This is a genomic window from Flammeovirga sp. MY04 (assembly GCF_001682195.2).
Taxonomy (GTDB): Bacteria; Bacteroidota; Bacteroidia; order Cytophagales; family Flammeovirgaceae; genus Flammeovirga; species Flammeovirga yaeyamensis.
In genome coordinates this window covers 4,472,305-4,485,000 of sequence record NZ_CP003560.2, presented here as the reverse complement: position 1 = coordinate 4,485,000, position 12,696 = coordinate 4,472,305, and the positions used below count along the sequence as shown (strand labels likewise).

Genomic DNA, 12,696 nt, shown 5'->3' with positions numbered 1-12,696 from the left:
CACCTGCGCACCCTTTAAACCCAATAATTCCGGACAACGCTTGCACCCTCCGTATTACCGCGGCTGCTGGCACGGAGTTAGCCGGTGCTTATTCTTATGGTACCGTCAAACACCCCCGCAGGGGTGGGTTTCTTCCCATACAAAAGAACTTTACGACCCGAAGGCCTTCATCGTTCACGCGGCATGGCTGGTTCAGAGTTGCCTCCATTGACCAATATTCCCTACTGCTGCCTCCCGTAGGAGTCTGGCCCGTATCTCAGTGCCAGTGTGGGGGACCTTCCTCTCAGAACCCCTACCCATCGTCGCCTTGGTGAGCCGTTACCTGCACCAACTAGCTAATGGGACGCATATCTATCTCATACCGATAAATCTTTAATTATTAAGCAATGCTACTTTATAATACTATGGAGCATTAATCCGAATTTCTCCGGGCTATTCTCCAGTATGAGGCAAGTTATATACGCGTTACGCACCCGTGCGCCGGTCGTCATCAATCTGCAAGCAGATCATGTTACCCCTCGACTTGCATGTATTAGGCCTGCCGCTAGCGTTCATCCTGAGCCAGGATCAAACTCTCCGTTGTAAAAATCTTTAGATCTACAATCAGATCAATGTTGTTAAATACCTGTCTCTACGAATAAAAGAAATTTTCTTTTGGGATCCGCTTTCGCTGATCTTGTAATTACTTTTCAATACATCAAAAGAACGTTTGAGATTACTCTCAGTGAACTCTGTTTCAAGTTTATAGAGGATGAATACATGGATTCATCCACACATCAAACCGTTGTTTAATGTGCCTCTGTTTTTCAGAAGCGAGTGCAAAGGTAAGAACTTTTTATTTTAACTTCCAAATGTTTTTGAGAAAAAATTTGAAGTTTTTTTTGAAGCTTTCAAGATCAAGCACTTAAGGTAAAAACCGTTGTTTTTTGAATCTTAAAGGATAAACACTTGGGTTTATCCGTACATTAAATCTTTTTAATGTTGCTTCGTTTTTCACTCTTCCCTATTCACTTTTTTAAAAGGCCTTTCGTTAAAGGCGAGTGCAAAGGTAAGAAGAGAATTTTAATTCGCAACACTCATTACAATTCGTTAACTCTGTAAGAATATCGCTGTTCTTCTTTACAATCTGTCAATCCCAAAGCACCTATACAAATGCTTTGTTTTTGTTGGCCTTCCGTTTGAAGGGAGTGCAAAGGTAAGCGCAGTTTTTTAGAATGCAAGACTAATTGATCCTTATTAGGAATGGGTAATTTTACGCTTAAGTATAACTATATTATATTTAGTACGTTATAGTAATAAAGGTATAAACACGTTTATCCTTTACTTAAAGCATCAATTGAAAAAGTGCTGTTTTTTTGTATATTTGCTAGTTCAACTTTATAGAATCATAGAGATTCTGATTTTTATTTATGGCAAAAATAAAATATTACTACGATACGGAGACCTGTCGTTACGAAAGAGTAAAGACCTCACCACTTGATATGTTTGTGAATATCACGGGGTTACTATTTGCTTGTTCTCTGTTCGGATTTTTCTTTTCCGCAATTTATATCAAGTATTTCCCATCTGCTGAAGAAGCACGATTAAGAAAGGAAAATGCTGATTTACTATATGCTCACAAACTTCTTCAAAAAGAAGTAAAGGAGACAAAAGATGTATTATATGCTTTACAAGACCGCGATGATAAAATTTATCGTGTGATTTTTGAAGCAGAACCTATTCCAAAAGAAATTAGACAAGCTGGTACTGGTGGATCTCAAAAGTATCAAGATCTATTGGATAAGAAGCTAGCTAGACAAGATATGATCTTGGGAACGCTATCTCAAATCGACAATTTAAAACGTCAAATGTATGTACAAACCAAATCATACGATGAGATTGTTGACTTGGCTTTGAACAAATCAAAAATGTTAGCGGCTATTCCTGCCATCCAGCCAGTCGATAACAAAGACTTGAAAAGATTGGCTTCTGGTTTTGGTATGCGTATTCACCCTATCCTTAAAGTAAAGAAGATGCATGCTGGTATCGACTTCTCTGCTCCTAAAGGAACTGCAATTTATTCCACTGGCGATGGTAAAGTAATTAAAGCCAGAAAATCCAATAGAGGTTATGGTTGGGAAATTGAAGTGGATCACGGATTTGGTTATGTCACTAAATACGCTCACATGTCTAAGTTCTATGTGAAGCGAGGACAGAAAGTCTCTAGAGGTCAAAAAATTGGTGAAGTAGGTAGTACAGGTTCATCGACTGCACCTCACCTTCACTATGAAGTGATACATAAAGGAAGAAAAGTAAATCCTATTCGCTACTTCTCGAAAGATGTTACAGCAGATCAATATGCTACTCTATTAGAGAAAGCTTCGGTAGAAAACCAATCACTAGGTTACTAGTATTAAGATATTTACAAAAAAGCCTCATATACTTTTTATTCTGTATATGAGGCTTTTTCATGCCCAATTCAAAATATATCATCAAAAATATTACATCTTACCAAAAATTATTTTAAAAATATTATCTAACTATTTGCTGAATTATTACATTTGCTTTTAGATTACATACGACGTAATACCCAATTCATCGAATTTTTTTATTACACATATACATATAAATAGCATATAACCATGATTATTGGCGTTCCAAAGGAAATCAAAAACAACGAGAACCGCGTTGCTCTAACTCCAGGCGGTACAAAAGAATTAGTAAAAAGAGGACATGAAGTATATGTTCAAGCAACTGCCGGTATTGGTAGTGGTTTTACTGATGAGGAATACGTAGCAGCAGGTGCTAAGATCCTCCCTACAATTGAGGATACTTATGCAATCGCTGAAATGATTATGAAGGTAAAAGAGCCTATTGAAGCTGAATACCCTCTAATCAAAGAAAATCAATTATTATTTACTTACTTCCACTTTGCTTCTTACGAGCCGTTAACTAAGGCCATGATTGAGCAAAAACCAGTTTGTTTAGCATATGAAACAGTAGAAAGAGCAGATAGAAGTCTTCCTCTATTGATTCCTATGTCTGAAGTAGCTGGTAGAATGGCTACTCAAGAAGGGGCGAAGTATTTAGAAAAGCCAGTAGGTGGTCGTGGTATCCTTTTAGGAGGGGTACCAGGTGTGAAACCAGCAAAAGTAATCGTAATTGGTGGCGGTATCGTAGGTACTCAAGCAACTAAGATCGCTGCAGGTATGGGTGCTGATGTTACTATTATGGACATCGACTTGTATCGTTTACGTCAGTTGGACGATATCATGCCAGCTAACGTAAAGACAATGGTTTCTTCAGAGCACAATATCAGAGAGGAAATCAAAGATGCTGACTTGGTGGTTGGTGCTGTACTTATCCCAGGTGCTAAGGCTCCTCACTTAATTACTAGAGATATGTTGAAAACTATGAAGCCAGGTGCTGTATTAGTTGACGTAGCTGTAGACCAAGGTGGATGTTTCGAAACAACAAAGCCAACAACTCATGCTGAGCCAGTATTTGATGTAGACGGTGTAATGCACTACTGTGTGGCTAACATGCCAGGTGCTGTACCTTACACATCTACTCTTGCACTTACAAATGCCACTCTTCCTTATGCTGTTCAATTGGCTGATAAAGGATGGGAAAAGGCATGTGCTGAAAATGTAGAATTGAAAAAAGGTCTGAATATCATTAACGGTACTGTAGTTTACAAAGCTGTTGCTGATGCTTTCGGTCTAGAATATACAGATGTTGAAGAAATGTTGATGGCGAACGCTTAATCTAATTCAATATCAAATAAAAAAGTCTGAGATGATGTATTCAACTCAGACTTTTTTTATTGTTGTTTTTTTCTATTCTGCCAGCTATTTGATGCATAAAAGTTAGGGTAGTGTTCTTTTGGAAGTATCTCTTCCGGCGACACCCCAACCATATCAGACACGGTCATCAACTCTGTGTATAAACCTTTATAGTTTTCCTCAACATAATAAACATCCATCAGTAATAGACGAGCATCTGTAGGAAAACTTTCCGCTTTTATCATTTTCTTCAAAAGCTTCTTGGCTTTAGAAGATTTATCCCATGAAAGATAGATTTCTGCAGTTCTTAGTTTTAGATAATCATCCCCTCCAATCAACTCTGATAACTCATCATTCATCACTTTAGACTGTTCGTAATTATCTAAACTGCCGTACACTTCCATCATCATCAGTCGAATACTTTTATCGTAAGGGAAATCGGATAGATATTTCGCCTTCAAATTTTCCAACTGAGTCATATCTCCTTGTCCAGCCAACGCCATCAAAAGGGCTAACCTTGTGTTTTTCTGCTTTTTGAAATAATTGGATAGAGAATCGTATGCAGTAATCGTATTCCCATACATTCCTTCTTGATTGTAACCAAATAACTCCCTTGTAAGCAATAATGACTTCCTTAACGATTGATTTGCTACCAATTCCTGATCTTCTTGTGCTAATAAAGTAGCGATAATATCAGAGAAATAGGTACCACTAAAATAAAAATAAACATCTGCCACATTCCATTCACCACTATGGTTTTTCACTAAAAGTACTTCATGATAATCCAACCAACCATCGCCTTTGAGCATTCGATATAATAAATTCGTCTGCCCATCAGGGTTTTCAATCACTTTTACAAAGCTATACTCTCCTTCAGACCCAATTTGTTCGATCAACAAATCGCCTAAACGAATATTTTGCTTAAAGGCTGATGCATACTCTTTCCACTCTGAAGGTTGTTTATGAAGCTTCTGAAAAACACGTTGAGTGAAGGTATCGTAATCGATATATTTATCCACAATATCTCCATTGCCATGATAAATAGCACTATCTATTGTAATGGCTAATTTGATATCGTCATCCTTTTCTGATGTGGCCATCACATTGAGTGAAAAGAATAATAATAGAAGTATGGTCTCTAGCTTATATATATTATTTAAATATGTCATTTAAGTTGTTTAGCAGTAATCTCATATAAAAGTAATGACTTCTTCTTAATATAGAAATAATACCCCTAAATCTTTAAAAAATAGTATTATCGATCTGCTAATAAAGTATCTGTTGTTATTGATTTTACAAAAAAAGAGGTTTCACTTAAATGAATAAGCAAAACCTCTTCCAACTCTTTTAATTTAAATATCGCTATCCAAATTATTTTACTTCTTCGAAGTCAACATCAGTCACATCGTCATCTGCGTTGCCACCTTGTTGAGCTCCTTGAGCAGCACCTTCTGCACCTGCAGCTCCAGCAGCACCTGCTGCGTCACCACCTGTTGCTTGGTACATCTCTTGAGAAGCTGCCTGCCATGCTGCGTTCAACGCCTCTAAAGCAGGAGTGATTTTATCTAAATCTTGAGCAGCGTGTGCTTCTTTCAAGTCTTTCAATGCAGCTTCGATAGCTGTTTTGTTACCTTCAGAAAGCTTGTCGCCAAACTCTTTCAATTGTTTCTCTGATTGGAATACCATTGAGTCAGCCTCGTTTAATTTCTCAGCGCGCTCTTTAGTTTCCTTATCAGCATCAGCGTTAGCTGCTGCTTCGTCTTTCATTCTTTGGATTTCCTCCTCAGTTAAACCAGAAGAAGCTTCGATTTTGATTGATTGCTCTTTACCAGTTGCTTTATCTTTAGCAGATACGTTCACGATACCGTTGGCATCAATATCAAAAGTTACTTCGATTTGAGGTACACCTCTTGGTGCTGGAGGAATATCAGTTAAGCTGAAACGACCTAAAGTTTTGTTACCTGAAGCAACTGGACGCTCACCTTGAAGTACGTGAATCTCTACAGCTGGCTGGTTATCAGCAGCAGTTGAGAATACTTGTGACTTCTTCGTAGGAATAGTTGTGTTAGACTCGATTAATTTAGTCATTACACCACCCATAGTTTCGATACCCAATGAAAGTGGAGTAACGTCTAATAGAAGAACGTCTTTCACTTCACCAGTTAATACACCACCTTGGATCGCTGCACCGATAGCAACAACTTCGTCAGGGTTAACACCTTTAGAAGGTTTCTTACCGAAGAACTTCTCAACTTCCTCTTGTACTTTAGGGATACGAGTAGAACCACCTACTAAGATTACTTCGTCGATATCAGAAGTAGACAAGTCAGCATCTTGCAATGCTTTACGACATGGCTCTAATGATCTTTGAACTAAAGTATCCGCTAAACGTTCGAAGTCAGCTCTTGATAATTCTTTCATCAAGTGTTGAGGTACACCGTCTACTGGAGTGATGTATGGCAAGTTGATGTCTGTTTTAGCACCTGCAGAAAGCTCGATTTTTGCTTTTTCAGCTGCTTCTTTCAAACGTTGTAATGCCATTGGGTCTTTACGAAGATCGATTGTTGGGTGATCTTTCATAAATTCCTCAGCTAACCAGTCGATAATTACTTTATCAAAGTCATCACCACCTAAGTGAGTATCACCGTTAGTTGACAATACTTCGAATACACCATCACCTAATTCAAGGATTGAGATATCGAAAGTACCACCACCAAGGTCGAATACTGCAATTTTCTTATCTGCGTTAGCTTTATCTAAACCGTAAGCTAGTGCTGCTGCAGTTGGCTCGTTCACGATACGTGAAACTTTCAAACCTGCAATCTCACCTGCTTCTTTTGTTGCTTGACGCTCTGCGTCGTTGAAGTATGCTGGTACAGTAATTACTGCTTCAGAAACTTCAGATCCTAAGTAATCCTCAGCAGTTTTCTTCATTTTTTGAAGAGTAATTGCTGAAATTTCTTGTGGAGTATATAATTTGTCACCAATCTTAACTCTTGGTGTATTGTTTGGTCCTTCTACAACTTCATATGCCATTTGAGAGATCTCGTTACCAGCATCTGAATATTGTTTACCCATAAAACGCTTCACTGAAGCAACTGTATTTTGTGGGTTAGTAATCGCTTGACGTTTCGCAGGGTCACCTACTTTACGCTCTCCGTCTTGTAAAAATGCTACGATAGAAGGTGTTGTTCTTTTACCTTCTGCGTTTTCAATAACAACTGGCTCATTACCTTCCATTACAGATACACAAGAGTTCGTTGTTCCTAAATCAATACCAATGATTTTTCCCATAACTTGTTTTAATTTATTTCTTTAATTTTTTGAATCTTTTTTGGTTGCCCTTGTTGCCAAAGACATCATCTCTTAGACAACAGATGTGCCAAGTGGATTTTTATGACATTTTGACGGAAAAGCGATTTTTGATCTGTCATATTGTTTTTTGATGTGGCAGAAATTTCCCAGAAGTCTGACAAAATGAGAAAGGGGAAACACCTTTTGATGTTTCCCCTTACATTAAGATTCAGAAAAAATTCTCCTCGTCTCTAATTATTTGATGTTTATATCAATTACTCTGTGATATAAAGCTTCTTGATTCTCACATTCGGACCAGGACATTGTGTTTCATGACAATTCACACACAAAGACACTGTTCCATTATAAAATTCAACCTGACCAGCTAATTGTATATCCTTCGACTGATTCACATGTTTCAAGAAATTATCAGCCAATGTTTTATACTGTGGAGAAGAAGTTTTCCCTTCCTCCGTAGGTATTGCCGTTAATATATGTGCTACATCCAATGGAAATTTCTGTAAAGAATCACCTTCAATAATGGCTTTTCTTTGTGCTTCCATCTGATCGGTAACGTCTCTCATTAACCAAGCTAATTCAGATCCTCCATTAGGATAGTTGGTTGATGTTCTTTCTTTTGTGGAAGTTTGACAACTCAGCATCACTACCGACATAAAAAATATCGAAGTGATTAAAGTAAGTATTTTGTTCATGTTAGTTGTGGCTATTTGATGTTTAATCGATAGAAGTGAGTTAAACTATAGTTTAGTCCTCAATGGCCACACCCGCTGCCATAAATGTATACTTTGTTTCTGGAGTAGTGATTGCCGCAATTTCTTCATCAGATTTACCCGCATCTTCTGCGTAATGTTTCAAAGTGGCAACATCAATAACTTCTTTAGTGGCTACACCATTAATTACCGCCTTTTTGCCAGAAGCATCCATAGGAACGAAGAACTTGTAATCTTTGAACTTCACAAAAACTTCATTTCCATTATCATCCAAAGGCATTTTTAACCAACATCCCTTTTTCTGACAAACACCTGTAATCTCACCTTCTAATTTGATGTTTACAGTTTCCGATTGATCCAATTTGTCTTTTAATTCAGTAGAAGCGACCGCCTGATCAGTTTCGAATGTCTCTCCATAGAAAGAAACGTCGTTTTTTTGTTCAGTAGAGCAGCTGATAAATAAGATGATTGAGAGGAAGAATAAATAGATAGATTTCATTTTCATATGAATTAGTTAAAGTTAGGAATTAGGAGTTAGGAGTTAGGAGTTATAATTTGATAACAGCTCCTATTTCCTCATACCTAATTCCTAGATAAAATTATATTTTCGACTTCCAGCCTTCAGTTTCTACTGATTCTGCTGAAGTCAAGACCTTATCTTTCATTTCTTTCATAAAGTCTTCGATATTCTTTGATACTTTTTCGTCTGTAGCACCTACAATTTTTGCGGCTAAGATACCTGCGTTTTTCGCACCATCTAAAGCTACAGTTGCTACAGGAACACCTGCAGGCATTTGAAGGATCGATAAAATTGAATCCCAACCGTCGATGGAATTTCTTGATTTTACTGGAACACCAATTACAGGAAGTGAAGTCATAGATGCCACCATACCCGGAAGGTGTGCTGCTCCGCCTGCACCTGCAACGATAGCTGCTAAACCTCTTTCTTTAGCTGTTGTTGCATATTCGAACATACGCTCTGGAGTTCTATGTGCAGAAACAATCGTCAATTCGTAGTCAACACCTAAATCTTCTAATACTTGAGCCGCCTCTGACATTACTTTTAAGTCAGACTGACTTCCCATAATAATACCTACTTTCATGGTAAAAAAAGGAAATTTGTTTTGTGGATTTAAACTTTTCTCAAAGATAGAAACTATTGGGGGAATATTTTAGTGTTTGGTGAGAGCATATGTGTGAACGAGGATTTTGATGTCTGATTGGATTGTGAATTAGGTAGCAGGTAGCAGGTAGCAGGTAGCAGGTAGCAGGTAGCAGGTAGCAAAGTTAACGCTCGTTTTTAGTTAGGAGTTAGGAGTTAGGAGTTAGGAATTAGGAATTGCTAAACTGGCGCAAATGTTAAGCGATAGCGACATTTGTGCCTTTAGACGTTAGAGGTCTCCCGACCTCGGTTTTAACTAAGAAATTAAGGAACTAAGGAAAGTTAGTTAACGCAGATATTTGTATAAAAAGCCCACGAATTTATTCTTGGGGATATTTTTTAGGTAAGAGGTAAATTTTCGTTTTTGATAGATTATCTAAGACTTTAAGCTGAGAGTTTTAAAAATTTAATTACATCTCCGTCTTCAACGAGGTGGCCTTGGCCTCTCGGTACACAAACCGGCGGGTAGAGGGCGTGTTGGATGAGAGGGAGGATATTAAATGTATGATGTATGATGTGTGATGTGGAATATGAGATAGAGATTATATGATATTAAGTTTATGAGACCCAATACAGGAGAAATCTGCTATCAATATAAAAATAAGGTCCAACCCAAAACCGCTCTTCCCTATTCACTCTTCACTTAACACGAAAATGGCTTCTTTTTAAAAAAAGAAGCCATTTTCGTGTTACTGAAATCTTGGATCGTTAGGGAAGCGAGCTCTCAGCCATTGCCAGTACAATTGTGCTTTTTGTTTCTGACCTGTCTGTTCGTAAAGTGCCGCTAGTGCATATCTTAATGAAGGATCTTCCTTCGTGTATTTCAATCCTAATAGGTAGGTCTTTTCTGCTTCAAGTAGTTTACCTTGTTGCTGAAGTACCAAACCTAAGTTATAAAAGGCTCTTGAGTTTTGAGGGTTAATTTCTGATGCCTTTCTTAATGAAATTGCTGATTTCTCCCACTCTTTTGTTTCTGCGTATAAAAGGCCTTTCGAATAATACGCATCGGCAGAGTTTGGATCTGACTTGATGGCGTTATTTAATTCTAACTCGGCATTCTTAGTGTCTCCTTTGATAGAATAAATACGTGCCAAGCTTAATCTTGCTTCGTTCATTAACGTATCGAACTTCAATGATGAACGGTAACATTCGATGGCTTTATTGTATTCTTTTCTTCTTTCCCAATATTGACCTTCGCCGAATGGGCCTTCACGGAAATCTTTTGCCTGACGGAAGTAGTGGAACATTTCCTCAGTGGCTTTATCAAATGCTACTTTCCATTTACCTTTGAAACGATTCTCATCTGCATCTCCTAAAGCAATCGCTGCTGCTACTCTTACACCTCTCACTTCATCATTTAAATAAGGACTTAAGATGGATACTCTTTCGTCTAATGATAATTGTGATAAGTTTTGGATAGCAGTTGTTCTCACCATTGGTTCTGGATCTTTCAACCCTGCCATAACTGCATCAATTGCTCCTTCACCTGGAGTTCTCGCTAAGTAATACAATGCTGTTGATCTTGCAATAAATGGTGCTTTTTGTTCTGTCACCATTTCTTTTAGATCAGAAATATATTGAGGATCGTAGTTACGACCTAAAGCCAATGTATCTCTCCAATCGTGCTTATATTCTCCGTACATTTTCTTGTACTCAGCATCTGCCCATTTAACCGATTTGTCGGTGTGGCATTGGTTACAAGCATTTGGTGTTTCTGCATATTTTAAACTAAGATCAGGTCTTGGCGTTCTGAAACTATGGTCACGACGATAGTCATTCCCCATGTATACTTCACCAACCATATGACAATCCACACATCTTACATTATCAGTAAGTGAGTGTTTCGTATGTGCTTTCACTTCATATTCTGATGTTTCGTGACATTGTGCACAAACCTGATTTAGGTCTTTGAATTTCAACTCTGCTTTATGTGGATCGTGACAATCGGTACATTTCACTCCTTCATGATACATTTTAGACTGAATGAAAGAACCGTAAACATATACCTCATTCAGGATTTGTCCATCATGATAATACATTCCTTCTCTTAGCATTTCTGGGGCAAACTGATCGTAGAAGCTTTCTTCAAATTTGAAGTTTTGTACTAATTGAGATCTTCTTGAGTGACAAGGTGCACAGTTTTCGATAAGTGTTCTAGCATCCTCATCCTTCTTGAATTGCTTGATAAATAATCCTTCAACAAAATCTTTCTTTTCCTCAAATTCTTCTGAATTAGCAAAGTCAACGTGTTCCTTACCAGGACCGTGACACGCCTCACAACTTACGTTGATGATAGCATATTTTGTATCGAAAGAATCTTTTAGGTAATCGTAGTTTTTCCTCACGTTTGTAGAGTGACAATCGGCACACATCGTATTCCAGTTACCTCCACCATTGGCCCAATGTAGCCATTCATAGTGTTGGATATCGTCTAGGTCGTCGTGCTGATTGAACCATCTTTTCTTCTCTGTATCCCATGTTTCACGAATCACTTGAATTTTTCCTCTCTCCATTTCTACCATGTAGTTTTGAAGCGGTCTCAATCCAAAAGTATATTTGATTTCGTAATCATGATTTTTTCCGTCAGGTCCTTGAGTGTTGACATAATATTTATCTCCTTTCATAAAGAAACGAGACTTCACATTATTGCCTACGAAAGTCACATTATTAAAATCGCCCAATACAAATTCTTTTGTAGCAGGTTTCATCGACTCGTCGTGGTCACTTCCTTTCCATAAGTGATACTCTTCTTCGTGACAAGATTTACACGTTTCTGTTCCTACAAAAATAGAATCAGGATACGGTAAATCGAAAGAATGATGGTAATCTAATTCTGTTTTATTTTCAGCGACATCTTTCTGTTCCTCTTCAGTTGATTTACAACTCTGGTATATGGCAACTGAAAATAACAGCGTAGAAAAAAGTAATAATAATTTGTGTTGAAGTTTCATCCAATCTATTGTATAAAATAATTCTTGTACAAAGCTAATCCCAATGAACAAATAATAAGTAAATGGTATTACGTTAATACGCTGTTACTATTTGACTAGTTTTAAATCTAACTTATCATTTGTTAATGACTGAACTTTATAGGTAGTCTCTACATCTTTGATCACAAAGGTCAGCAATTGTTCTTTAGAATTAAATGACCAAACTCCTTTTTCTTTAATTGGCATATCATTACTTCCGGTAATAATTTCAAATACATCGCCATTTTCTTTGATATCGTAGTGCGTTCGACCGCCTCTCTTAGGAGTGAGTTTATCCGTGTTGTTTGTAAATGTGCAAACAGAATCTGCTTCTTCCATACAGATCCATTCAGTAATTAACTCTTTAGGATAAGAAGTTTTATTTACCTTTTGGCACGAACACAACATTAAAAAACTGACAATCAATACATAAAAAATCCTACTCATAATCATTTTAATTTGTTTGAAATAAAAATGGTGAAATATTTTTTTTATAAAAAACTTTCCTCTACTTTTGCCAAGCAATTCAGAAAAATAGTGCGGGGTGGAGCAGTTGGTAGCTCGTCGGGCTCATAACCCGAAGGTCATCAGTTCGAGTCTGGTCCCCGCTACCAAGAGAGGTTACTTCTTTTTAGAAGTGACCTTTTTTTATGCCTAAACTTTCTTCTTTTATCACTTTACTCTTTAAATTTATAGTTATTGATCGAATATTATTTACTTTCCATCAATAAACCTGTATCAATAGGAAGAAATGACCAAATAATTTAATCCTATAT

9 protein-coding genes, 1 tRNA gene and 1 rRNA gene (1 of these 11 only partly in view) are annotated in these 12,696 nt (G+C 37.4%); 3 read left to right on the top strand and 8 right to left on the bottom strand.

The genetic code is table 11. The annotated features are described in order from the left end of the window. Positions 1-583 (bottom strand): 16S ribosomal RNA (locus tag MY04_RS17780); it reaches 943 nt to the left of the window's first position. 826 nt (positions 584-1,409) lie between these two features. Here MY04_RS17780 and MY04_RS17775 point away from each other — a divergent pair. Beyond that, positions 1,410-2,390 (top strand): M23 family metallopeptidase, encoded by a 981-nt coding sequence (locus MY04_RS17775; RefSeq protein WP_066211901.1) that lies wholly within the window; start codon positions 1,410-1,412, stop codon positions 2,388-2,390. A 231-nt stretch (positions 2,391-2,621) separates the two neighbouring features. Beyond that, positions 2,622-3,746 carry an alanine dehydrogenase gene (gene ald / locus MY04_RS17770; protein ID WP_066211900.1) on the top strand — a complete coding sequence of 375 codons (1,125 nt, stop codon included), beginning with the start codon at positions 2,622-2,624 and terminating at the stop codon, positions 3,744-3,746. A gap of 56 nt (positions 3,747-3,802) precedes the next feature. Here the strand turns inward: ald and MY04_RS17765 are convergent, their stop codons facing one another. From MY04_RS17765 to MY04_RS17735, 7 genes are all read right to left on the bottom strand, one after another. After that, positions 3,803-4,933 (bottom strand): hypothetical protein, encoded by a 1,131-nt coding sequence (locus MY04_RS17765; protein WP_158297757.1) that lies wholly within the window; start codon positions 4,931-4,933, stop codon positions 3,803-3,805. 202 nt (positions 4,934-5,135) lie between these two features. Beyond that, positions 5,136-7,058, bottom strand: a complete 1,923-nt coding sequence (gene dnaK, locus MY04_RS17760) for a molecular chaperone DnaK (protein WP_066211896.1) — start codon at positions 7,056-7,058, stop codon at positions 5,136-5,138. A gap of 275 nt (positions 7,059-7,333) precedes the next feature. After that, positions 7,334-7,771 (bottom strand): hypothetical protein, encoded by a 438-nt coding sequence (locus MY04_RS17755; RefSeq protein ID WP_158297756.1) that lies wholly within the window; start codon positions 7,769-7,771, stop codon positions 7,334-7,336. Between the two features lie 52 nt (positions 7,772-7,823). Next, positions 7,824-8,288, bottom strand: coding sequence for a DUF4920 domain-containing protein (locus MY04_RS17750; protein WP_066211892.1), 465 nt, complete (start codon positions 8,286-8,288; stop codon positions 7,824-7,826). A gap of 100 nt (positions 8,289-8,388) precedes the next feature. Next, positions 8,389-8,892, bottom strand: a complete 504-nt coding sequence (gene purE, locus MY04_RS17745) for a 5-(carboxyamino)imidazole ribonucleotide mutase (protein WP_066211890.1) — start codon at positions 8,890-8,892, stop codon at positions 8,389-8,391. A 748-nt stretch (positions 8,893-9,640) separates the two neighbouring features. Next, positions 9,641-11,902 carry a tetratricopeptide repeat protein gene (locus MY04_RS17740; RefSeq protein ID WP_066213418.1) on the bottom strand — a complete coding sequence of 754 codons (2,262 nt, stop codon included), beginning with the start codon at positions 11,900-11,902 and terminating at the stop codon, positions 9,641-9,643. 87 nt (positions 11,903-11,989) lie between these two features. Further along, entirely contained in the window at positions 11,990-12,367 is a 378-nt protein-coding gene (locus MY04_RS17735) for a hypothetical protein (RefSeq protein WP_158297755.1), read from the bottom strand. 91 nt (positions 12,368-12,458) lie between these two features. Between MY04_RS17735 and MY04_RS17730 the strand changes: the two genes are divergently transcribed. After that, positions 12,459-12,534, top strand: a tRNA-Met gene (locus tag MY04_RS17730). The last annotated feature ends 162 nt before the right edge of the window (positions 12,535-12,696 follow it).